The organism is Citrobacter sp. CK181, assembly GCF_030333595.1.
GTDB lineage: Bacteria > Pseudomonadota > Gammaproteobacteria > Enterobacterales > Enterobacteriaceae > Citrobacter_B > Citrobacter_B koseri.
In genome coordinates, this window is sequence record NZ_JAOWFN010000013.1 from 393,841 (window position 1) to 417,687 (window position 23,847).

The window sequence follows — 23,847 nt, forward strand, 5'->3', positions numbered from 1 at the left end:
AGGTTAGAAACTATTTCCGCATTTACATATTCACTTTCAATAAACCTCCGCGATTTAATTATTTGTGTCATCGTGCGTAAAACGGCGTGCAGTCGCAGGTATGCTGTGCGGTAATTCGACGTATTCACCGGCAATCCACTACCTTTAAGTGGCGGCGATCACACTTTTATGCTCATCCCCACTACTCCTCCCTGCCTAATCCCGGGTGGGATGAGGAAGGTCAACATCGAGCCAGGCAAACTAACGATAACGTTGTTTTATTACCTGAGGATTCGGAATTTCTATGTCACAGCCTACCTTCAACAAAGATCACTTTCAGGCTGCCCTGATGCGTCAGTGGCAGCGTTTCGGTTTACTGTCGGCTCATGAGATGACATCTCGCCAGTGGTGGCAGGCCGTTAGCGGCGCACTGGCTGAATTGCTCAGCGCGCAACCTGCGGCGAAACCGGCTAAAAACCAGCGTCATGTTAACTACATCTCGATGGAATTCCTGATTGGCCGCCTGACCGGGAACAACCTGTTGAATCTGGGCTGGTATCAGGCGGTGAGCGATGTGCTGAAAACGCACGACGTCAACCTGACCGACCTGCTGGAGGAAGAGGTTGATCCTGCGCTGGGCAACGGTGGTTTAGGGCGTCTGGCGGCATGTTTCCTGGACTCTATGGCGACGGTAGGCCAGTCCGCAACGGGCTATGGCCTGAACTACCAGTATGGGCTGTTTCGTCAGTCTTTTGTCGATGGGCAACAGATGGAAGCGCCGGATGACTGGCATCGCGGTAGCTACCCGTGGTTCCGTCACAATGAACAGCTTGATGTTCAGGTCGGTATTGGCGGTAAAGTGACGAAGGACGGGCGTTGGGAACCGGGTTTTGTGATCGCCGGGCAGGCGTGGGACTTGCCGGTGCTTGGCTACCGGAACGGCGTCGCACAGCCGCTGCGTTTGTGGCAGGCCGCGCATGCGCATCCGTTTAACCTGACCAAATTCAACGACGGCGATTTCCTGCGCGCGGAGCAGCAGGGGATCGACGCGGAAAAACTGACGAAAGTCCTCTATCCGAACGACAACCACACCGCAGGCAAAAAGCTGCGCCTGATGCAGCAGTATTTCCAGTGTGCCTGCTCGGTAGCGGATATTCTGCGTCGTCACCACCTGGCGGGGCGCAAACTGCATGAGCTGGCGGAGTATGAGGTCATTCAACTCAACGATACTCACCCGACCATCGCTATCCCTGAACTGCTGCGCGTGCTGCTCGATGAGCACCAGCTAAGCTGGGACGACGCCTGGGCCATCACCAGTAAAACGTTCGCCTACACCAACCATACGCTGATGCCGGAAGCGCTGGAGTGCTGGGATGAGAAACTGGTGAAAGCGCTGCTGCCGCGCCATATGCAGATCATCAAAGAGATTAATGACCGCTTTAAGAAACAGGTTGATAAAACCTGGCCGGGCGATAAGCAGGTGTGGGCGAAGCTGGCGGTAGTGCACGACAAGCAGGTGCGGATGGCCAATATGTGCGTGGTCAGCGGCTTTGCGGTCAACGGCGTTGCGGCGCTGCACTCCGATCTGGTGGTGAAGGATCTGTTCCCGGAATATCACCAGCTGTGGCCGAACAAATTCCACAACGTGACCAACGGCATTACGCCGCGTCGCTGGATCAAACAGTGCAACCCGGCACTTGCGGCGCTGCTGGATAAGTCGTTGAAGAAAGAGTGGGCTAACGACCTCGATCAGCTGATCAACCTGGAGAAATTCGCCGACGACGCGGCGTTCCGCAAAACGTATCGTGAGATTAAACAGGCGAATAAAGTCCGCCTGGCCGAATTTGTGAAAATGCGCACCGGGATTGAAATCAACCCGCAGGCGATTTTCGATATCCAGATTAAGCGCCTGCACGAATATAAGCGCCAGCACCTGAACCTGCTGCATATTCTGGCTCTGTACAAAGAGATCCGCGAAAATCCGAAAGCAGACCGCGTGCCGCGCGTGTTCCTGTTTGGCGCAAAAGCGGCGCCGGGCTACTATCTGGCGAAAAACATCATCTTCGCCATTAACAAGGTGGCGGAAACCATCAACAACGACCCGAAAGTCGGCGATAAGCTGAAAGTGGTCTTCCTGCCGGACTACTGCGTTTCGGCGGCGGAAATGCTGATCCCGGCGGCGGACGTCTCTGAGCAGATCTCTACTGCCGGTAAAGAAGCCTCCGGCACCGGCAATATGAAGCTGGCGTTGAACGGCGCGCTGACGGTCGGTACGCTGGATGGGGCGAACGTTGAGATCGCCGAACAGGTCGGGGACGAGAACATCTTTATCTTTGGTCATACCGTGGAAGAGGTGAAACGGCTGAAGGCCAAGGGCTACGACCCGGTGAAATGGCGTAAGAAAGACAAAGTGCTGGACGCGGTGCTGAAGGAGCTGGAAAGCGGCAAATACAGCAACGGCGACAAGCACGCTTTTGATCAGATGCTGCACAGCATTGGCAAACAGGGGGGCGATCCGTACCTGGTGATGGCGGACTTTGCCGCCTACGTTGCGGCACAAAAGCAGGTGGACGTGCTGTATCGCGACCAGGATGCCTGGACCCGGGCGACGATCCTGAACACCGCGCGTTGCGGGATGTTCAGCTCGGATCGCTCCATCCGCGATTATCAGGCTCGTATCTGGCAGGCAAAACGCTAAGGAAGCGCCATGGAACGCAAACGTCTGGATAATGCCGCGCTGGCGGCGGGGATCAGCCCCAATTACATCAATGCCCACGGTAAACCGCAGTCGATTGGCGCCGAAACCAAACGGCGTTTGCTTGATGCGATGCACCGTGCCACCGCCGCCACGAAGGTGGCGGTAACGCCAGTGCCGAATGTGATGGTGTATACCGCAGGCAAGAAGATGCCGCTGGCGGTAGAAGGCAGCGGCGATTTTAGCTGGCTGCTGACCACCGAGGAGGGCGTACAGCACAAGGGGCACGCCACCGGCGGTAAAGCCTTTACGCTTCCGGCAAAGCTGCCGGAGGGGTATCACACGCTGACCCTGACTCAGGGCGAACAGCGCACGCACTGCCGGATCATCGTGGCGCCGAAACGCTGCTATGAGCCGCAGGCGCTGCTGACCGGACAGAAGCTGTGGGGAGCGTGCGTTCAGCTTTATACCCTGCGTTCGGAAAAAAACTGGGGGATTGGCGACTTTGGCGATCTCCAGTCGATGCTGACGGATGTTGCGAAACGCGGCGGCGCATTTATTGGCCTGAACCCGATTCACGCCCTCTACCCGGCAAACCCAGAGAGCGCCAGCCCGTACAGCCCCTCATCCCGCCGTTGGCTGAATGTCATTTATATCGACGTGAATGCCGTTGACGATTTCCGGTTGAGCAAAGAGGCGCAGGCCTGGTGGAACATGCCGACGACGCAGCAGACATTGCAGCGCGCACGGGATGCCGAATGGGTTGATTATTCTGCTGTTACCGCGCTGAAAATGACCGCCCTGTGGATGGCATGGAAAGGTTTTGCGCTTCGTGATGACGAGCAGATGGCGGCGTTTCGCCACTTTGTCGCCCAGGAAGGCGACAGCCTGTACTGGCAGGCGGCATTTGACGCGCTGCACGCGCATCAGGTGAAGGAAGATGAGTTGCGCTGGGGCTGGCCGGTCTGGCCGGAAGCGTATCAGTCAGTGAACTCGCCGGAAGTGAAACAGTTCTGTGAAGATCACCGCGATGAGGTGGACTTTTACCTCTGGTTACAGTGGCTGGCGTATACCCAGTTTGCCGCCTGTTGGGCGGTATGCCAGGGTTATGATATGCCGATTGGCCTGTATCGCGATCTGGCGGTAGGGGTTGCGGAGGGCGGGGCGGAAACCTGGTGCGACCGTGAGCTGTATTGCCTGAAAGCGTCGGTGGGCGCGCCGCCGGATATCCTCGGCCCGCTGGGGCAGAACTGGGGACTGCCGCCGATGGACCCGCACATCATCGCCGCTCGCGCCTATGAGCCGTTTATTGAACTGCTGCGCGCCAATATGCAGAACTGCGGCGCTTTGCGTATCGATCATGTTATGTCGATGCTGCGTCTGTGGTGGATTCCTTACGGTGAAACGGCGGATCACGGGGCGTATGTGCATTACCCGGTGGACGCCCTGCTCTCTATTCTGGCGCTGGAAAGTAAACGTCATCGCTGCATGGTGATTGGCGAAGATCTGGGGACGGTGCCGGTGGAAATCGTGGGTAAACTGCGCGATAGCGGCGTTTACTCGTATAAAGTGCTCTATTTCGAGAATGATCATGAGAAGAACTTCCGCGCGCCGAAAGCGTACCCGGAACAATCAATGGCAGTCGCGACGACGCATGACCTTCCTACGCTGCGCGGCTACTGGGACAGCGGCGACCTGACGCTCGGCAAAATGCTGGGGCTTTACCCGGATGAAGTGATATTGCGTGGGCTGTATCAGGATCGTGAGCTGGCGAAGCAGGGTCTGCTGGACGCGCTGCACAAATACGGTTGCCTGCCGAAACGTGCCGGGCATAAGGCGTCGCTGATGTCGATGACGCCGATCCTCAACCGTGGAATGCAGCGTTACATCGCGGACAGCCATAGCGCATTGCTGGGGTTGCAGCCGGAAGACTGGCTGGACATGGCGGAGCCGGTCAATATTCCAGGCACCAGCGACCAGTACAAGAACTGGCGGCGCAAGTTGTCCACGACGCTTGAGAAGATGTTTGCCGATGACAAGGTGAATAAACTGCTTAAAGATTTGGACAAACGGCGAAAAGCGGCCGCGAAGAAGAAGTAAAAAAAGCCGGGAATTTCCCGGCTTTTTTATGGTGACAACACGTAGGCCTGATAAGCGCAGCGCCATCAGACAATTCTGGCGCACATTGCCGGATGGCGGTTTTGCCTTATCCGGCCTACAGGCCGTCTCGGTTACACCACCATTCCCAGCAGCAGACACCCAATCAGGCCGCAGACGGAGATAATGGTTTCCAGCATTGACCAGGACTTGATGGTTTCGCCGATGGTCAGGTTGAAATACTCTTTGAACAGCCAGAAGCCAGGATCGTTTACGTGAGAGAAAATGACGCTACCGGAACCGACGGCGATAACCATCAGCTCAGGGCTTACGCCCGTCGTCGCAATCAGCGGCGCCACGATACCACCCGCGGTAATTGCGGCCACGGTGGCAGAACCGAGCGCGATACGCAGTACGGCAGCGATGGACCACGCCATGAACAGCGGAGAAACGTTGGTTTCGTTCATCATGGACGCGATGTATTTGTCTACGCCGCTATCAACCAGTACCTGCTTGAATGCGCCGCCGCCGCCGATGATCAGCAGCATCATCGCGATGATTTTGATTGAGGAACCCAGCGTGTCGTTAATCTGATCCATTGAGCGGCCACGGTTCAGACCGAACGTGAACATCGCAATCAGTACCGCAATCAGCGTTGCCATTACCGGGTCGCCAAAGAACTCAGCAACCGGCAGGAAGGCATGACCTTTTGGCAGCACCATTTCTGCAACGGCGCGCATGGCCATTAAAATAACCGGCACCAGAGAAGTCCAGACGCTGACGCCAAAGCCAGGCATCTCTTCTTCAGTAAAGTTTTTTGCGCTGTACAGACCTTCCGGGATCGGCTTATCGATGCCTTTCAGGAAGCGGGCAAATACCGGGCCAGCGAGAATTACGGTCGGGATAGCCAGAATCGTACCGAACAGCAGGGTTTTACCCATATCGGCGTGGAAGATCGTGGCGATGGCGGTCGGGCCTGGGTGCGGAGGCAGGAAGCCGTGGGTAACGGACAGCGCTGCCGCCATCGGTACGCCGACATACAGCAAAGGAATGCTGGCCGCCGCTGCGATGGTGAATACCAGCGGCAGCATCAGCACGAAGCCCACTTCATAGAACAGTGCGAAACCTACCGTGAAACCGGTTAATACCACTGCCCACTGGATGTGTTTTTTACCAAATTTGGCAATCAGCGTGGTCGCGATGCGCTGTGCGCCACCGCAGTCTGCCAGCATTTTGCCCAGCATGGCGCCGAAACCCATAATCAGGGCGAGGCTACCAAGAGTACCACCAACACCAGCTTTAATAGAGCCAATGACTTTATCCAGCGGCATTCCTTGCATCAATCCAACAGCAAGTGCCACCAGGACGAGAGCGATGAAACCGTTCATTTTGAAGCGGATCATCAGGAGTAATAACAAAATTACACCGATAGCGACGATGACTAATGGCATGATTTACCTGGCCTTTCATTTGTTATGGGTAACGTCGGTGTGTCGACGAAAAATTCCGCTTGTCCCAACCGGGAACAGAAGCGTAACGGCACCAATACTGATTGACTTTAACACTATCTGGTTTAGTCGGCTGTTATGGGGATGTTTGGTGCCCATATGAATGATACGGGTAACATATAGCGATTGAGAATCACCCTGGCAGGCAAAATTTAAATTATGAGAGGCAGGTCATGTTATCGGAGGGGAAAAGCGGAAGATATCATCACGCCGGATGGCGGCGTAAACGCCTTATCCGGCCTACGGGATATACATTGTAGGCCCGGTAAGCGACGCGCCACCGGGCAGAATCTTAGTAGTAAGAGTGCTCGCCGCGCTGGTGTTCGGTCAGATCGCGAACGCCTTTCAGCTCAGGGAATTCATTCAGCAGCTGCTTCTCGATCCCTTCTTTCAGGGTCACATCGACCATCGAGCAACCGTTACAGCCGCCGCCAAACTGCAAAATGGCGTAGCCTTCGTCGGTGATCTCCATCAGAGAGACGCGACCGCCGTGACCGGCAAGCTGCGGGTTGATCTGCGATTGCAGCATGTACTCCACACGTTCCATCAGCGGCGCATCATCAGCAACCTTACGCATTTTGGCGTTTGGCGCTTTCAGCGTCAGCTGAGAACCCAGCTGATCGGTGACGAAATCGATCTCGGCATCTTCCAGATACGGCGCGCTCAGTTCATCAACATAAGCGGTCAGAAGGTCAAATTTCAGGGCAGTGTCGCTTGCTTCCACGGCGTCCGGCGGACAATAAGAAACGCCGCATTCAGCGTTAGGCGTACCGGGATTGATCACAAATACGCGGATTTGTGTCCCTTCTTCCTGATTTGCCAGCAGTTTGGCAAAGTGCGCTTGTGCAGCATCGGAAATATGGATCATAGTAATGGCCTAATAGTTGACTATTTTACTTGGTTATAATACGCCCATCATCGAGGCTCTACAAGGTTCGACACAGGCACCATACCTGGACAGTCGCCGCGCCGTTGCGCAAAAGCAGCTGCGCGATCTCCGCGACGGTACTTCCGGTAGTGACGACATCATCCACAATGACCATATGGAGTCCCTGTACCGGCAATTCAAGGCGAAACGCATTTTTCAGGTTATGTTTGCGCAATCGGGCGCTGAGATGGTGCTGAGTGGCGGTGGCGCGAAGGCGCGTGACGCTTCGGCTGTCCCAGCCGCAGCCCAGCCAGCGCGCCAGGGGGCGACACAGCAGATCGCTTTGGTTAAATCCCCTGCGCCAGTGACGGCGCTGCCAGAGCGGCACGCTGACTAAGCGATCCGGTAGCGGAAGCGTCGATGCGCGGTGCGCGTGTAAAACTTCCAGCAACAGCAGGCGTGAAAGGGCGGCGGCGACGTCGCTGCGGCGAGAGAATTTTAGCTGGTGGATAAGTAAACTCAGCGGCGGTACGTAGTCGCTGACCGTCACCAGACGCTGCCACGGCGGGGGTTTTTGCAGACAACGCCCGCAGGGAATGGCGGCGTGCGCAGCGGGTAATCCACACTGCGGGCACAGACTGACGCGGCGACGCGCCGCTCTCGTGCAAACCGAACAAATCCCCCAGTGACTCAACGCCAGCGGCATTCGGCATAGCCAGCATAATCCCGGTACTGTTAGCATATGTTCATCCTTGTTAGCCAAAAGAGAACAGTAACTGATGAATGACATCTGGTGGCAGACTGAAGGTCAGGGAAATTGCCATCTTGTGCTGCTGCACGGATGGGGACTGAATGCGGAAGTGTGGAATTGCATTCGTGAGGAACTCAGCGCGCATTTCACGCTGCATCTTGTCGATTTACCCGGATTTGGCCGCAGCCAGGGTTTTGGCGCGATGTCGCTGGAGCAGATGGCGGAGCATGTGCTGAAACAGGCGCCTGATAAAGCCGTCTGGCTTGGCTGGAGTCTGGGAGGGCTGGTGGCGAGCCAGGTGGCGTTAACCCATCCTGAACGCGTTCAGGCGCTGGTGACTGTCGCGTCATCGCCCTATTTCAGCGCTCGCGAAGCGTGGCCGGGTATTAAGCCGGATATCCTGGCGGGATTTCAACAGCAGCTCAGCGAAGATTTCCAGCGTACGGTGGAACGTTTTCTGGCGCTGCAAACGTTAGGCACCGAAACCGCGCGTCAGGATGCCCGCACGCTGAAAAGTGCCGTGCTGGCGTTGCCGATGCCGGAGGTTGCGGTACTGAACGGTGGGCTGGAGATATTGAAAACGGCCGACCTGCGAGAGCCGCTTAAATCGCTGACCATGCCGTTCCTGCGTCTGTATGGTTATCTGGATGGTCTGGTGCCGCGCAAAGTCGTGCCGATGCTGGATGCCGCATGGCCGGAGAGTGAGTCGCAGGTGTTTGCAAAGGCCGCCCATGCGCCGTTTATTTCGCATCCCGGCGAATTTTGTCAGGCGTTGATGGCGTTAAAGCAGAAGATATAATTATTGTCTATGCAGTGCCGGATAGCGGCGTAAACGCCTTATCCGGCCTACAGGTTAGCTACCGTTCGCCATCCGGCAGAACGTTAACGCAACGTCCACCACTCCCGGAGACAGGCTTTTCCTTCCGGGCAGCTTTTGCAGCTACCGGACAGGCAGCCGTCGGGATCTTCCTGAATCCGCACGGCCCTGCCCATATTCTCCAGCTGATTCAGCATCGCGTCGATCATCGGCTGCGGCGTATGCAGCGTGCGGCTAATCTGCATTGCCTCCATACGCCCCTGCAAAGCCAGTAAATCACGAACCTGAATAAGTGACGCCATTGTTCTCAACCTTAGTGACAGTTGCCGGCAGGGCTTGCGCAGCAGGCGCTGGCCGTTTTACGCGTTGCCAGCAGTTCGATATCCACCCGGCTGCGGGCGCGTCGTAACAGCCCCAGCACCACGATGTTAAACAGGATGACCGCCAGAATGCAGACCAGGCTATAGGTCGGATGCTGGCTAAAGCTTGCAACCTGATAGAACAGGGTAGACAGCGAGTAGGCGATATTCAGCCCCCACAGAATCGAGAAGCTCATCCAGCCGCGGCTGGATTCACGCGCGATAGCCCCCATCACCGAGATGCACGGTACATACAGCAGAACGAAAATCAGATAGCTGTATGCGGCAGCGGCGCTGCCAAACTTCGCGTCCATCACGCCCATCGCCCCGGTCGCCATTTCACCGTCGCCTTTGCTGGCTTCGATTGGGTTAGCCAGTACGCTAAGGCTGAAGGTGTCTTTCAGGCTTTGCCAGGTTTCATCGACCGCGCCCAGCAGCTCGTCGCCGAGATGGAAGTCAGCCGGATTAAACTCTTCTTCCTGAATATTTTCAGCGGTATAGAGGGTGTTCAGCGTCCCTACCACCACCTCTTTCGCCATTGCGCCGGTGAACAGGCCAACGGTCGCCTGCCAGTTATCTTCATGAACGCCAATCGGTTTAAAGACAGGCGTAATCACGCGGCTGATGGACGCGAGCGCAGAGTCGTTGATGTTATCGACGATTTTTCCGCTCAGGGAGAAGCTGTTAAACGCGCTGAGGAAAATACTGACGATGATGATGACCTTACCGGCACGCAGCACAAAGCCTTTCAGGCGTTGCCAGGTCTGGATCACCAGGCTTTTGATGTGCGGCACATGGTAGACCGGCAGTTCCATCACGAACGGAGAGGCTTCGCCGCGCATAATCGTGTGTTTAAGCATCAGGCCGGTCAGTACCGCCATCACGATACCCAGCACATACAGCGAGAAAACCGCCAGCGCGCCGTTTTGCCCAAAGAACGCGGCGGCAAACACGGCGAAAATCGCCAGACGTGCGCCGCAGGACATAAACGGCGCCATCATAATGGTCATCAGACGTTCACGCGGCGCGTCCAGGGTACGGGCGCCCATCACGGACGGGACGTTACAGCCAAAGCCGACAATCAGCGGCACGAACGATTTACCCGGCAACCCCAGCGCCTGCATCAGACGGTCCATAACGAACGCCGCGCGCGCCATGTAGCCGGAGTCCTCCAGGAAAGAGAGGAACAGGTACATCATGCCGATCTGCGGCACCAGCGGCAGAACGGTATTGATACCGCCGCCCAGCCCCTGCGCGAGGAAAATGGTGAGCCAGTCCGGGAAGTGCAGCGTGTAGCCGATCCACTGGATGCCGTGAATAAAGAGCGCCACGGAACCCACGTCGAACAGCGGTTGCAGCGCGCCGCCAATGTTAATGGCCAGCAGGAACATCAGGTACATGACGAACAGGAAAATCGGCAACCCGAGGAAACGGTTCAGGATGACCTTATCTACCGCTGCGGTGAAACGGCTGGGTTCCGCCGTCAGGGTGTTGCTGACCACGTCGCAAATCGCGGCGATGCACTGATAACGCGCATCGGCGATGTGCAGCGCCGGGTCATCCATCTCTTTGCTCAGGCGAGTGAGCGACGCCTCAAGGTTTTGCGAGGCATTACCGGCGTAAACGCGGCTGTAGATATCGCCTTCCAGCATCTGCAAGCCTAGCCAGCGGCGCTGTTGCGCCGGCATATCCGCCGCCATGACGTCGGCCAGCGATTCGGCCTCGCGCAGCAACGGCTGAGCATAATGTACCAGCTCAACGTTTTCGTTTTCTTTATAGCGATCGATAGCCAGTTTCAGGGCTTCAATCCCACGGCCGCGTGTGGAAACCAATGGCACAACCGGGCAACCAAGGCGTGCGGACAGCGCGTCGATATCAATGCGAACCTGCTGTTTCTCCGCGATGTCGAGCATGTTGAGCGCCACAATGCAGGGAATGCCCAGCTCAAGCAGTTGCAGCGTCAGGTAGAGGTTGCGCTCAAGGTTAGAGGCATCCACCACGTTGATCAGCAGGTCTGCGTCGCCGCTCAGAATGTAATGGCAGGCGATTTGTTCATCGAGGGAGGTTTGTGACGAAATGGTGGTCAGTGAATAGGTGCCGGGTAAATCGACCAGCGTGACCTGATGGTCGGTTGTTGCGAACTGACCTTCTTTGCGTTCAACGGTAACACCCGCCCAGTTCCCCACACGCTGACGCGCGCCGGTGAGCTGGTTAAATAATGTTGTCTTGCCGGAATTTGGATTACCAATTAAACCAATGGTTAATTTTTTCATTTTTATAGACTCACCGAATTAACAGGAAACCGCTTCCACTTCTAATAACGCCAGATCTTTCTTACGTAATACCAGGCTCACGCGGCGAGTTTCGATATGAATAGGATCGCCTAATGGGGCGACGCGCACTACGTTAAATGAAGAACCTGGCAACATGCCGAGTGAAAGCAGTTTCTGACGATATGCCGGGCTGATTTCATGGGAAAAGCCGGTAATTTTCCACGCCGTGTCTGGAATGAATTGCATAGGGGGCCTACTTGTTTCTCGCTAACTGGACGTATACCTCATGCGCGCTCAGAAGGCGGCATAAGACCAGATGATTAGCCAACGAAAGAAAGATTAAATAATCAACAAGACAATGATAATGAGAATGGTTTTTATCATCAATGATTAAAATGTGACGGAATGTAGAAATGGATAATAAATTGAGTCAGTTTTGACATGGCTCAACATTTATTCGTCTTAAAAAGAACGTGTTGATTTAAACATTATTCAGCGTTGCTAATGTTTAATTAAGGTTTCATCTGTTAATGAATTGATAATTACCAGTACTGGCAACAGGCGGGTAATGAATTAAGCAATTTAATTCGTAAGATTTAATTGTTAATTTCAAATATGACGGCCGGATGGCGGTATAGATACCTCATCCGGCCTACAAGCATAAGGCTTGATTAGCGTTTTTTACCCATTGCGGCCGCCAGCGCGTCCATCATGGCGCTGTTGCCCGCAGGCTGCGCGTCACGACCACGCGGCTTCGCCGCTTTTGCCGCCGGGCGGTTGCCCTGGGCGCGATCGTTGCCGCCGCCGCGACGGGCGTTGGTTTCACCCGGCTGCTCGTCCAGACGCATGGTCAGCGCGATGCGCTTACGTTGCAGGTCAACCTCCAGCACTTTCACCTTCACGATGTCGCCCGCTTTCACCACGGTGTGTGGATCTTCGACGAACTTATTCGACAGGGAAGAGATGTGCACCAGACCGTCCTGATGTACGCCGATATCCACAAACGCGCCAAAGTTGGTGACGTTGGTTACGGCGCCTTCCAGAATCATGCCCGGTTGCAGATCGTTCATGGTTTCTACGCCATCAGCAAACTGCGCGGTTTTGAACTCTGGACGCGGGTCGCGGCCCGGTTTTTCCAGCTCTTTGATGATGTCGGTAACGGTTGGCACGCCGAATTTGTCGTCGGTGAAATCCACCGCTTTCAAATTGCGTAGCTCGCTGCTGTTGCCCATCAGCGCTTTCAGCGCCTGTTGGGTGGCGGCAAGAATACGCTCGACCACCGGGTAGGCTTCCGGGTGAACGGTAGAGGCATCCAGCGGGTTATCGCCGTGGTTGATGCGCAGGAAGCCCGCGCACTGTTCAAAGGCTTTCGGCCCCAGACGGCTCACTTTCAGCAACTGCTGGCGGTTCTGGAACTGACCGTTTTCATCACGCCAGGCGACGATATTCTGCGCCATCATGCGCGTTAAGCCTGCCACGCGGGTCAGCAACGGTACGGACGCGGTATTGAGATCGACGCCGACGGCGTTTACGCAGTCTTCCACAACGGCATCCAGCTTACGGGCAAGCTGGGTCTGGCTGACGTCGTGCTGATACTGGCCGACGCCGATGGATTTCGGATCGATTTTCACCAGCTCCGCCAGCGGGTCTTGCAGACGACGGGCGATAGAGACCGCGCCGCGCAGCGAAACGTCCAGATCCGGGAACTCCAGCGCCGCCAGCTCGGAAGCGGAATACACCGATGCTCCGGCTTCGCTGACGATCACTTTCTGCGCCGTCACTTTCGGGAACTGTTTCTGCACGTCGAGGAAGAAGCGCTCGGTTTCGCGCGATGCCGTGCCGTTACCAATCGCCACCAGCTCAACGTTGTGTTTTTCGCACAGCGCGGCAACCGCCACCGCAGCTTTAGCCGCCTGACCGGTATGTGGATAAATAGTGTCGGTGGCGACCAGTTTACCGGTGCCGTCCACTACGGCGACCTTCACGCCGGTACGCAGACCCGGATCGAGACCCATAGTCGCACGCAGGCCAGCAGGCGCCGCCATCAGCAGATCGTGGAGGTTGCGGGCAAAGACGTTAATGGCTTCATCTTCCGCGCGTTCACGCACGGTGCCCATCAGTTCGGTTTCGAGATGCATCAGGACTTTGATACGCCATGTCCAGCTCACCACGCCTTTGCGCCAGCTATCCGCCGGGGCGTTGTTCAGACGCAGGCCGAGGTGATCCTGGATGATCTGCTCGCAGTGGCTCTCTTTGGGCGGCTCATCGAATTGCGGGTCGGCATTCAGCGACAGTTGCAGCACGCCTTCGTTGCGGCCACGGAACATCGCCAGCGCACGGTGTGAAGGGACGGTGGCGATCGGTTCGTGATGATCGAAATAATCACGGAATTTCGCCCCTTCCTCCTCTTTGCCGCTCACGACGGTCGCGACCAGATGGGCGTTCTTCCACAGATAATCGCGCACTTTCGCCAGCAGCGCCGCGTCTTCGGCAAAACGCTCCATCAGGATATAACGCGCGCCATCAAGGGCTGCTTTGGCATCCGCCACGCCGTTGTCAGCGTCGATGTAGTTTGCCGCTTCCGTTTCCGGGGTGTGGGAGGGATCTGACCACAGCAGGTCAGCCAGCGGTTCAAGTCCGGCTTCGATGGCGATTTGCCCGCGTGTGCGACGCTTGGGTTTGTAGGGCAGGTAGAGGTCTTCGAGTTCGGTCTTACTTAACGTGCCGTTGATGGCGTTAGCCAGCTCATCGGTCAGCTTGCCTTGCTCGGAAATGGACTTGAGAATGGCCTGACGTCTGTCTTCCAGTTCACGCAGATATCCCAGACGGGTCTCCAGATTACGCAACTGCGTGTCATCCAGCCCGCCGGTGATCTCCTTACGATAACGTGCGATAAACGGCACGGTGTTCCCTTCGTCAAGCAGGCGAACGGCAGCGTCTACCTGTTCGGCGCGTGCCTGAATTTCACCCGCGATAATGCGGCAGAAAGAATCATTCATCATGGATTTAGTTTCATCTGAGTAAAAAATCAGGGGATAGTTATACGGATTGACTGGCAAAATTGCCAGTCATCAGCGGGGGCTTCGGATTGTTCCGGCGCTATTTTACGTATTCGATCTCATTAACGTACCAGCTGGCCTCGCCGGCGGGTGTGTGTACTACCGCGAGATCGCCCACTTCTTTTTTCAGCAACGCCCGCGCCATAGGCGAGTCGATGGAGATGTAATCCTTACGACCGAAAATTTCATCGTAGCCGACGATGCGAAAGCGGCGGATATCGCCCTCATCGTTTTCGATCTCCACCCACGCGCCGAAGAACACTTTGCCTTCCTGCTGCGGGGAATAATCGACGATTTTCAGGTTTTCCATGCATTTGGTCAGATAACGAACACGACGGTCGATCTCACGCAGGCGCTTTTTATTATACTGATAGTCGGCATTTTCGCTGCGGTCCCCAAGACTCGCAGCCCAGGTCACTTTTTTGGTGACTTCCGGGCGCTCTTCCCGCCAGAGATAATTCAGCTCGTGTTTGAGTTTTTCGTACCCTTCCCGGGTAATCAGGGGCGTTTTCATCTCGTTGATTTACCTTTGACTATTTGGCGATGCGCACAATACGTATTACGTGATCGCCGCAGCAGAATAAATAATGTGTCGCAAGATTAATTGTATACTTAAGCTGCTGTTAAATATGCTTTGTAACAATTTAGCCTGGAATTTATACCAGAATTCGCTGGTGACGAACGTAAGCTTTTTTAAGAATACACACATTCAATTGTTGCGAACCTTTGGGAGTAAAACAATGCAAGAGAATTATAAGATTCTGGTGGTGGATGACGATATGCGCCTGCGCGCGCTACTGGAACGTTATCTGACCGAGCAGGGCTTCCAGGTTCGAAGCGTGGCAAACGCCGAGCAAATGGATCGTCTGCTGACCCGTGAGTCCTTCCATCTTATGGTACTGGACCTCATGCTGCCTGGCGAAGATGGCCTGTCAATTTGCCGCCGTCTGCGCAGCCAGAGCAACCCTATGCCGATCATCATGGTGACGGCGAAGGGCGAAGAAGTGGACCGCATTGTGGGTCTGGAGATCGGTGCTGACGACTACATTCCGAAGCCGTTCAACCCGCGTGAACTGCTGGCGCGTATTCGCGCTGTGCTGCGCCGTCAGGCGAACGAACTGCCGGGCGCGCCTTCGCAGGAAGAAGCGGTAATCGCTTTCGGTAAGTTCAAGCTGAACCTCGGCACCCGCGAAATGTTCCGCGAAGACGAACCGATGCCGCTCACCAGCGGTGAATTTGCGGTACTGAAAGCGCTGGTCAGCCACCCGCGCGAACCGCTCTCCCGCGATAAGCTGATGAACCTGGCGCGCGGTCGTGAATACTCTGCGATGGAACGCTCCATCGACGTGCAGATCTCCCGTCTACGCCGCATGGTGGAAGAAGATCCGGCGCATCCGCGTTACATTCAGACCGTCTGGGGCCTGGGCTACGTCTTTGTACCGGACGGTTCTAAAGCATGAGGCGAATGCGCTTCTCACCGCGAAGTTCATTTGCCCGCACGCTACTGCTCATCGTCACCTTGCTGTTCGTCAGCCTGGTGACGACTTATCTGGTGGTGCTGAACTTTGCGATTCTGCCGAGCCTCCAGCAGTTTAATAAGGTTCTGGCCTACGAAGTTCGTATGCTGATGACCGATAAGCTGCAACTGGAGGACGGCACGCAACTGGTGGTGCCGCCTGCGTTCCGCCGGGAAATCTATCGTGAGCTGGGGATTTCTCTCTATTCCAACGAGGCTGCCGAAGAGGCCGGGCTGCGTTGGGCGCAACACTATGAATTCTTAAGCCATCAGATGGCGCAGCAGCTGGGCGGCCCGACGGAAGTGCGCGTTGAGGTCAACAAAAGCTCGCCGGTGGTCTGGCTGAAAACCTGGCTGTCGCCCAATATCTGGGTGCGCGTGCCGCTGACGGAAATCCATCAGGGCGATTTCTCCCCGCTGTTCCGCTATACGCTGGCGATTATGCTGCTGGCGATAGGCGGCGCATGGTTGTTTATTCGTATCCAGAACCGACCGCTGGTTGATCTTGAACATGCCGCGTTGCAGGTGGGGAAAGGCATGATTCCACCGCCGCTGCGCGAGTATGGCGCGTCGGAGGTGCGCTCTGTGACCCGCGCCTTCAACCATATGGCGGCGGGTGTAAAGCAACTGGCTGATGACCGTACCTTGCTGATGGCGGGGGTGAGCCACGATTTGCGCACACCGTTGACGCGTATCCGCCTGGCTACCGAAATGATGGGTGAAGAGGACGGCTATCTTGCGGAGTCCATTAATAAGGACATCGAAGAGTGCAACGCCATTATCGAACAATTCATCGATTACCTGCGTACCGGTCAGGAAATGCCGATGGAGATGGCCGATCTGAATGCCGTGTTGGGTGAGGTTATTGCGGCGGAAAGCGGCTACGAGCGGGAAATTGATACCGCGCTGCAACCGGGCAGTATTCAGGTGAAAATGCATCCGTTGTCGATTAAACGCGCGATCGCCAATATGGTGGTCAACGCCGCCCGTTATGGCAATGGCTGGATCAAGGTTAGCAGCGGTACGGAACCGCATCGCGCCTGGTTCCAGGTTGAAGACGATGGGCCGGGCATTAAGCCGGAACAGCGTAAGCACCTGTTCCAGCCGTTTGTGCGCGGCGACAGCGCGCGCAGCACCAGCGGCACCGGGTTGGGTCTGGCGATTGTGCAGCGTATTGTGGATAACCATAACGGTATGCTGGAGATTGGCTCCAGCGAGCGCGGTGGGCTTTCTATTCGCGCCTGGCTGCCGATTCCGGTCGCTCGCGTACCGGGTTCGACGAAAGACGCATAAGAAAAGGGAGGCGAAATGCCTCCCTTTTCGTTTTTCAGCGCCCGGTGGCGCTACGCTTACCGGGCCTACAACAGCGTATGCTCCGTAGGCCGGATAAGGCGCAGCCGCCATCCGGCGTGTTTTTTTACAGCTTCGGCCCGGCGCTGACCAGCGCTTCACCGGCTGGGGTATCGGTGTATTTCTCGAAATTCTCGACAAACAGTTTCGCCAGCGCGGTGGCTTTTTCCTGCCACTGTTCCGGTGACGCGTAGGTGTTACGCGGGTCAAGAATACGTGTCTCTACGCCCGGCAGCTCGGTCGGGATCGCCAGGTCAAACATCGGCAGATTAAAGGTTTCCGCATTATCCAGAGAGCCGTTCAGGATGGCGTCGATAATCGCGCGCGTATCTTTGATGGAGATACGTTTGCCCGTGCCGTTCCAGCCGGTGTTTACCAGATACGCCTGTGCGCCGGATGCCTGCATGCGTTTGACCAGCACTTCAGCGTACTGCGTCGGGTGCAGCGACAGGAACGCCGCGCCGAAGCAGGCAGAGAAGGTTGGCGTCGGTTCGGTAACGCCGCGCTCAGTACCGGCCAGTTTAGCGGTAAAGCCAGACAGGAAGTGGTACTGCGTCTGGTCAGCCGTCAGGCGAGAAACCGGCGGCAGCACGCCGAAAGCGTCGGCAGTCAGGAAGATGACTTTGGTTGCATGACCCGCTTTTGATACCGGCTTAACGATGTTATCGATATGATAAATCGGGTAGGAGACGCGGGTGTTCTCGGTTTTGGAACCATCGTCGAAATCAATGGCGCCATCTTCGCGAACGGTGACGTTTTCCAGCAGCGCATCGCGACGGATAGCGTTGTAGATTTCCGGTTCGGCTTCTTTAGACAGCTTGATGGTTTTCGCGTAGCAGCCGCCTTCAAAGTTAAACACGCCGTCGTCATCCCAGCCGTGTTCGTCATCGCCGATCAGACGGCGTTTCGGGTCGGTGGAGAGGGTGGTTTTCCCGGTGCCGGAAAGCCCGAAGAAGACCGCGACGTCGCCTTTCTCGCCCACGTTGGCGGAGCAGTGCATGGAAGCAATGCCTTTCAGCGGCAGCAGGTAGTTCATGACGGAGAACATCCCTTTTTTCATTTCGCCGCCGTACCAGGTGCCGCCAATTAACTGAATGCGTTCAGTCAGGTTGAAGGCCACGAAGTTTTCAGAGTTCAGCCCCTGTTCCTTCCACTGCGGGTTGGTGCATTTCGCGCCGTTCATCACGATAAAGTCTGGTTTGAAATCCACCAGTTCTTCGTCCGTAGGACGGATGAACATGTTTTTGACAAAATGCGCCTGCCAGGCGACTTCCGTGATGAAGCGAACGGAGAGACGGGTATCCGCGTTAGCGCCGCAGAAGGCGTCAACGATGAACAGGCGTTTGCCGGAGAGTTGCTGAGTTACCAGCCCTTTCAGGTGCTGCCAGGTTTCCTGGGACAGCGGTTTGTTGTCGTTCTTGCCTTTGCCTTTGTCGGACCACCAGAGCGTGTCACGCGTGGTGTCGTCACGGACAATGTATTTATCCTTCGGCGAACGTCCGGTAAAGATACCAGTATCAACGGCAACGGCGCCCAGATTCGTTAATACGCCGCGCTCGTAACCTTCCAGAGTAGGATCGAGTTCCTCCTGGTACAGCAGGTCGTAGCTGGGGTTGTAAACGATATCCTGAACGTCATTGATACCATAAGCCTTGAGATCTTGCGGGGTTAAGCTGTTAACGCGCATGTCACTACTCCTTAGCCAATATGTATTACCTGAAATTGTAGGGTTTTTTAGGGTTTGTTAACCGCGACGAGGCTCATAGATTTACGTATCTGGACAAAATCACGATTGACCGAAAACGCTGTGACTCCTGTCACGAAGCGGCGCTTATTATGGCAGAGAACCCTTTTTTGTTGTGGAAAATGTTCTTAAAACGTTAAAAATGAGTGTATTCTGCGGGAATGTTGTGAGTGTAATCGCATTCATGTAAGAAATTTACGAAACCCTTACATATAAAATATCGATTCACCACGAAGGAAAAAATGAACAAAAAGTGCGGAATTTTGCGGGGCAGGCCGGATGACGACGCGGATGCGTCTTATCCGACCTGTAAATGAGTAAGCCTGATGAGCGATTCGCCATCAGGCTTTTTACTAGTGATTAATGCACCTGCGGGTCGGCAGGGGAGGCGTTGTTGCGGATTTCCGCAATGTCCATCGCGTTGAACAGATAGTGGCTGCCGCAGTAATCGCAGTGCATATCGATCTCGCCTTCTTCCGCCAGGATGCTGTCCACTTCTTCATCCGGCAGCGTTTTCAGCGCGCCCGCACAGCGTTCACGAGAACAGGTACACTTGAACTCAACGTCCTGCGGGTCGTAGAGCGTGACTTCTTCTTCATGGTACAAACGCCACAACACATCGTTAGCCGGAAGGGTCAGCAACTCTTCGGTTTTGATGGTTCCGGTCAGCGTCGCCAGGTGATCGAAGTCGTCCGCCTGCGCGTTCTGCGCGGGCATTACCTGTAGCAGCATTCCGCCCGCCGCCGGTTTGCCTTCCACCTCGCCAGTGCGGATGAACAGGCGTGTCGGCAACTGTTCGGAACGCAGGAAGTAATCTTCCAGGCACGCCGCCAGCGTGTCGCCTTCCAGACCGACCACGCCCTGATAACGCTCGCCTTCTTCCGGCGTAATGGTGATCACCAGATAGCCGTTGCCCACCAGCGTTTTCAGATCCGCGTTTTCCGGCACTTCGCCCTGTACGCGAGCGACGCCGCGCATCTGCTGGTTGTTATTGCCGTTGATCACCGCCAGGCTCAGCGGGCCGTCGCCCTGTAACTGCACGGTAATGTCACCGGCAAATTTCAGCGTGGCGGTCAGCAGGCTGGTGGCGACCAGCAGCTCGGCCAGCACGGTTTTGACCGGCTGCGGATAGGCGTGGTTTTCGAGGATCTGTTGCAGGGTTTCCGATACGGTCACCAGTTCGCCGCGCACGGCAAAGTTTTCAAACAGATAACGATGTAATTGGTCATGTTGCGGCATAATCATCTCTCTTGCGGGTGACAGTCACTCACTGTCGCCGTGTTTAAATCGTAACAGGTCGCGGCGCTCTTTTTTATCCGGTCGCCTGTCCGGGTGCGGCATGGTTAATGCGTTAAGTTTGCGTGCCTGCGCCATTTTTTCGCGTTTTTCCACGCTCTCCGCTGTTTCTTCATACAGCGTAACGGCTTCGCTTGCTGGACGGCGCTGCTCGGTAATGCCTTTAATGATTACCGTCCGCTCGTCGTTGCCCTGGCGCAGGGTCAGCGTCGCATTCAGCTCGACAATCTTGCCCGGCTTGCTGCGCTGCCCGTTATAGTGCACCTTACCGCCTTCAACCATTTCGCGGGCCAATGCACGGGTTTTATAAAAGCGTGCGGCCCACAGCCATTTATCCAGTCGGACCTCAACAGAGGGCTTTTCTTTCATGGCGTCTCCTTCACATCAGTGAGGGGATCAGTCGGCGGTAATCATTCAACGACGGATGGCGTGCATACTGCTTTTCCGCAATGCCGGAGTCGGGATTGGTCACGCCGAGGCAGTAACGAATGCCGAATTGGGCGGCGGCGTCGAGAATCGGTTCGCTGTCGTCGATAAACAGCGTTTTCTCTGCGCTTATTCCCGTTTCTTCAGCCACTGCGTGCCATAACCGCTGATCCTCTTTGGGATAACCAAATGTGTGGGTGGAAAGTAATAAATCAAGGTGTGATGCCAGACCGGTATGTTCCAGCTTCACCGCCAGGTTATGCGGGTGCGCGTTGGTCAGCAGAATGCGGCGTTTACCGCGGGCTTTTAACGCATCCAGAAACGGCACGGTATCTTCGCGCAGCACGGCGCGCGGCCCCTGTGCCGTCGTCATGGCGCAAATGTCCAGACCCAGCCGATCGCTCCAGTAATCAAGACAGTACCAGTTTAGCGTATGCTGCACGGCATGATACTGCTGGCGAATATAGTCCTGGGCTTCCTGTGCAGTGATTCCCTGCTGTGCGCCATAGGTTTCCGGCACCAGTTTCTGCCAGAAATAGTTATCGAATGCCAGATCGAGCAGCGTGCCGTCCATGTCCAGCAAAACGGTATCGACGTCCTGCCAGGCAATATCAATATGCATGGGAATTCTCCAGATGAGATTGCCGCCAAACCCTGGCGGCTTTTGCCGGATATGCGCTACAGGGTAGCATACCGTGAGCTGTCAGATGAGGCTTTCCGGGGAGGCGATCAGCTTTGGATTCAGGCAGTTTTCATAATATTCCTGAATTTCCGCCATACGGGTGCGGTTACGCTGATAACGTCTGAACGCCTGAATGCCGTTGTAAGCGGCGCAGCCCAGCATGGTGAGCATCAGCAACGTCGTGCCAAGGTAGCGCCATAAACCGGAACGATCCGGGATGCGGTGCAGACCGATGTGCTGCGTGCCGTTGGCGTCGGTGTAGACACGGGTGACGATCCCTTCGGCGCTAAACGGCGTTTGCATTAACATCTGCGCCAGGCGCTGGAATGCGCCCCACTGTTCCTGCGCGGGGTAATCGTACAGGGACATCGACGGCCACGGCTGATCAACCAGATCGCTGCCTTCATCGCTGATAATCAGGAAGCCGCCCGGCGCGGGGCTGTTAAGCGCCTGTGCGGCGCGCGCGGTTTCACGGGAGATAAACGGCGCGGTTGAGGTCGTCACCAGGTTATCGAGCGACTCCGCGCTGACAGGGCGCAGCAGAACGTTCACGCCGTCAAGTTTGCCCGCATTCGCGCGTTTGACCAGCGCGGCCCAGTTTTTGCTGTTGCCGAGGTTCACCAGCGCATTTTTCAGGCGCACGCATTCATCTTCGGCGGCGCACAGATCGGCGGTCTTTAATACGATGTCGCCGAAATCATCCAGCAATACCATCCCGGACTTTTGAATCGCCGAACGCAGTGATGCGCTAACGCGGGAGTCATCTTCCGGCTTAGGGTGCAGCTGGCGGTTGATGGCCTGGGTCAGCGCTGTGGCTTTGTTGACGAGATCGGACTCGGGCAGCGGCAGCGTCCGCGCGTCATTCCAGATGATTTGCGAGCAATCAAACGGCATAAAAGGGGAGTTCGGCTGCGCAGTCCAGCTACCAGACTGATGGATATTACACATGCCTTTGCCGCTCAGATGCAGCGTATCTCCCACGCGAACTCCGGCGTCGTGGAGCTGCTTAACGCTGGTGGCCTCAATGGTTTGCGCGCCTTTCATCCACGACAAGGTGAATTTGATCGGCATATCCAGCGGGATCCAAAAGAGCAGCATAAACAGCACCAGCAGCGATCCGCCCGCAATAACGGCGCTACGCAGCCAGTGTTGCAACGGGAAATTTTTCACCTCGTCATGCAGGGAGAGAAAACGCCCTTGCCGCGCGACGTGGCGATCCAGATAGATATCAATATCCGTTTGCTGCCCGAGATCCTGTGCGATATAGGGTTGCCAGTGGGCAGGGTAAATCAGGTCAATAATCCCCAGCGAAATATTGTTGATCTGCTCCTGATCGTTTTCGCCAAACAGCCCCCAGCGACGCGGGGTTCCCCGTAGGCAGTGAATCTCCCGCAGCGAGGTTTTAGATGGCGGTGCGAACAGCCCCCAGAGACCTGCGGCGAGCAGCAGAATTGCGCCACCCGCAATCCACGGCACGAAGACATCCGGCGTAATTAAGCAACAGAAGAACAGCAGGAATGAGGCCACAATCAGCGATGCTTCGCGCAGCCCCGCAGGGCGGCTGAGCGCATACTCTTCGTGAGTTTCCTGACGAATGTTCAGCAGTTCAATTTGCTCGCTCTCTTCGCCACGAATCGACGCCTGGGTGGAGGAGGTATGCTGTAGCGCATAGCCGCGCGTCTCCTGCATGTATTCCTGCAACGTGTGGCCGTTAAGCGAGATGACCAAAGGAAGCGTATCGGTATGGATCAGCTCAACGTTATTTTCGTCATTGATGTACTGTTCCCAGAACGGCGGCAAATGAACCTCAACGGAATCAAGGTAATATCGCCATTTATTGGGATCGTCGGTCGTGATGCCATAACGCGTAATGGAATGGGTCAGAATAATGACGTTATTACTCTGGGCATTCAGCGTTAACGACACGGGAGCGGTACTGGCGCCTGTCGGCCCCGGCACCTGCTGAATCTGACTGAGGTTGTCGAGATAGTTTTCAACCGCACTGCGCTCTTCCGGCGTTAGCTTGCGCGTCGCGGCGTCTGAAAAGGCGCTGATCCAGGGCAGATTCTGCCGCCTGGCTCTTACTCTGAGTAGCCATCCTGCCAGTAGAGAGCAGGCCAGCAAAGCAGCTAAGAAAATCAAAATGGTGCTCATGCTTTCCCCATCTTACTAAGTCTGTCAGGCGTGGTCAGTCGCACCCTGTCGAATAAATGTGATGCTGTGGTTGGCTATCGGCAAGCGTGGAGTTGAACTTGAGCATTTTTACGCGCATCCCAGTGAACGCGGATCATAGCAAACCCACCAAAAGCGGAATATCAGCAAATTCCTGGAGTTATTTCAACCTATTGACTTTTAATTTTAAATGGGAATTAATTTTTACTACGTTACATAAATGTAAATAAACGGCAATTCACATTGCCGAAACCG

18 protein-coding genes are annotated in these 23,847 nt (G+C 55.7%); 5 read left to right on the forward strand and 13 right to left on the reverse strand.

The window, feature by feature from the left end; translation table 11 throughout:
• The first annotated feature begins 283 nt into the window (after positions 1-283).
• Complete coding sequence (malP, locus tag OGW17_RS13185; RefSeq protein WP_071259349.1) at positions 284-2,677, forward strand: maltodextrin phosphorylase; 2,394 nt, start codon at positions 284-286, stop codon at positions 2,675-2,677.
• A gap of 9 nt (positions 2,678-2,686) precedes the next feature.
• Positions 2,687-4,774 carry a 4-alpha-glucanotransferase gene (gene malQ / locus OGW17_RS13190; RefSeq protein ID WP_071259352.1) on the forward strand — a complete coding sequence of 696 codons (2,088 nt, stop codon included), beginning with the start codon at positions 2,687-2,689 and terminating at the stop codon, positions 4,772-4,774.
• A 131-nt stretch (positions 4,775-4,905) separates the two neighbouring features.
• Here the strand turns inward: malQ and gntT are convergent, their stop codons facing one another.
• The 3 genes from gntT to gntX form a co-directional block, all read right to left on the reverse strand.
• Positions 4,906-6,222, reverse strand: a complete 1,317-nt coding sequence (gntT, locus tag OGW17_RS13195) for a gluconate transporter (RefSeq protein ID WP_012135522.1) — start codon at positions 6,220-6,222, stop codon at positions 4,906-4,908.
• 349 nt (positions 6,223-6,571) lie between these two features.
• On the reverse strand, positions 6,572-7,147 hold the full coding sequence (gene nfuA, locus OGW17_RS13200; RefSeq protein WP_012135521.1) for a Fe-S biogenesis protein NfuA: 576 nt from the start codon (positions 7,145-7,147) through the stop codon (positions 6,572-6,574).
• A gap of 58 nt (positions 7,148-7,205) precedes the next feature.
• Positions 7,206-7,889, reverse strand: a complete 684-nt coding sequence (gene gntX, locus OGW17_RS13205; protein ID WP_024131016.1) for a DNA utilization protein GntX — start codon at positions 7,887-7,889, stop codon at positions 7,206-7,208.
• 37 nt (positions 7,890-7,926) lie between these two features.
• Between gntX and bioH the strand changes: the two genes are divergently transcribed.
• Entirely contained in the window at positions 7,927-8,697 is a 771-nt protein-coding gene (bioH, locus tag OGW17_RS13210; RefSeq protein ID WP_071259353.1) for a pimeloyl-ACP methyl ester esterase BioH, read from the forward strand.
• Positions 8,698-8,780: 83 nt separating this feature from the next.
• Here the strand turns inward: bioH and feoC are convergent, their stop codons facing one another.
• The 5 genes from feoC to greB all read right to left on the reverse strand — a co-directional run bounded on the left by feoC (position 8,781) and on the right by greB (position 14,920).
• A complete protein-coding gene (gene feoC, locus OGW17_RS13215; RefSeq protein WP_012135518.1) occupies positions 8,781-9,017 on the reverse strand; it encodes a [Fe-S]-dependent transcriptional repressor FeoC in 237 nt (78 codons plus the stop codon).
• Between the two features lie 11 nt (positions 9,018-9,028).
• Positions 9,029-11,347, reverse strand: a complete 2,319-nt coding sequence (feoB, locus tag OGW17_RS13220; protein ID WP_071259356.1) for a Fe(2+) transporter permease subunit FeoB — start codon at positions 11,345-11,347, stop codon at positions 9,029-9,031.
• 18 nt (positions 11,348-11,365) lie between these two features.
• On the reverse strand, positions 11,366-11,593 hold the full coding sequence (gene feoA, locus OGW17_RS13225) for a ferrous iron transporter A (protein ID WP_012135516.1): 228 nt from the start codon (positions 11,591-11,593) through the stop codon (positions 11,366-11,368).
• Between the two features lie 425 nt (positions 11,594-12,018).
• Complete coding sequence (locus OGW17_RS13230) at positions 12,019-14,349, reverse strand: Tex family protein (RefSeq protein WP_071259358.1); 2,331 nt, start codon at positions 14,347-14,349, stop codon at positions 12,019-12,021.
• A gap of 97 nt (positions 14,350-14,446) precedes the next feature.
• Positions 14,447-14,920: a transcription elongation factor GreB gene (greB, locus tag OGW17_RS13235; RefSeq protein WP_012135514.1), complete on the reverse strand. Its 474-nt coding sequence runs from the start codon at positions 14,918-14,920 to the stop codon at positions 14,447-14,449.
• A gap of 226 nt (positions 14,921-15,146) precedes the next feature.
• On the opposite strand from greB, the gene ompR reads away from it, so the two are divergent.
• Together ompR and envZ are read left to right on the forward strand one after the other, a co-directional pair.
• Positions 15,147-15,866, forward strand: a complete 720-nt coding sequence (gene ompR, locus OGW17_RS13240) for an osmolarity response regulator transcription factor OmpR (RefSeq protein WP_001157751.1) — start codon at positions 15,147-15,149, stop codon at positions 15,864-15,866.
• On the forward strand, positions 15,863-17,215 hold the full coding sequence (envZ, locus tag OGW17_RS13245; protein WP_012135512.1) for a two-component system sensor histidine kinase EnvZ: 1,353 nt from the start codon (positions 15,863-15,865) through the stop codon (positions 17,213-17,215). The genes ompR and envZ overlap by 4 nt, the downstream gene beginning before the upstream one ends.
• A gap of 124 nt (positions 17,216-17,339) precedes the next feature.
• Here the strand turns inward: envZ and pckA are convergent, their stop codons facing one another.
• The 5 genes from pckA to igaA all read right to left on the reverse strand — a co-directional run bounded on the left by pckA (position 17,340) and on the right by igaA (position 23,574).
• A complete protein-coding gene (gene pckA, locus OGW17_RS13250; RefSeq protein WP_071259361.1) occupies positions 17,340-18,959 on the reverse strand; it encodes a phosphoenolpyruvate carboxykinase (ATP) in 1,620 nt (539 codons plus the stop codon).
• Between the two features lie 417 nt (positions 18,960-19,376).
• Positions 19,377-20,255, reverse strand: a complete 879-nt coding sequence (hslO, locus tag OGW17_RS13255; protein WP_024131015.1) for an Hsp33 family molecular chaperone HslO — start codon at positions 20,253-20,255, stop codon at positions 19,377-19,379.
• Between the two features lie 24 nt (positions 20,256-20,279).
• Positions 20,280-20,681, reverse strand: coding sequence for a ribosome-associated heat shock protein Hsp15 (gene hslR, locus OGW17_RS13260; protein WP_049012025.1), 402 nt, complete (start codon positions 20,679-20,681; stop codon positions 20,280-20,282).
• A 10-nt stretch (positions 20,682-20,691) separates the two neighbouring features.
• The gene (gene yrfG / locus OGW17_RS13265; protein ID WP_071259363.1) at positions 20,692-21,360 is read right to left on the reverse strand and encodes a GMP/IMP nucleotidase; all 669 of its coding nucleotides are present in this window, start codon (positions 21,358-21,360) and stop codon (positions 20,692-20,694) included.
• An 81-nt stretch (positions 21,361-21,441) separates the two neighbouring features.
• On the reverse strand, positions 21,442-23,574 hold the full coding sequence (gene igaA / locus OGW17_RS13270; protein ID WP_049012024.1) for an intracellular growth attenuator protein IgaA: 2,133 nt from the start codon (positions 23,572-23,574) through the stop codon (positions 21,442-21,444).
• Between the last annotated feature and the right edge of the window lie 273 nt (positions 23,575-23,847).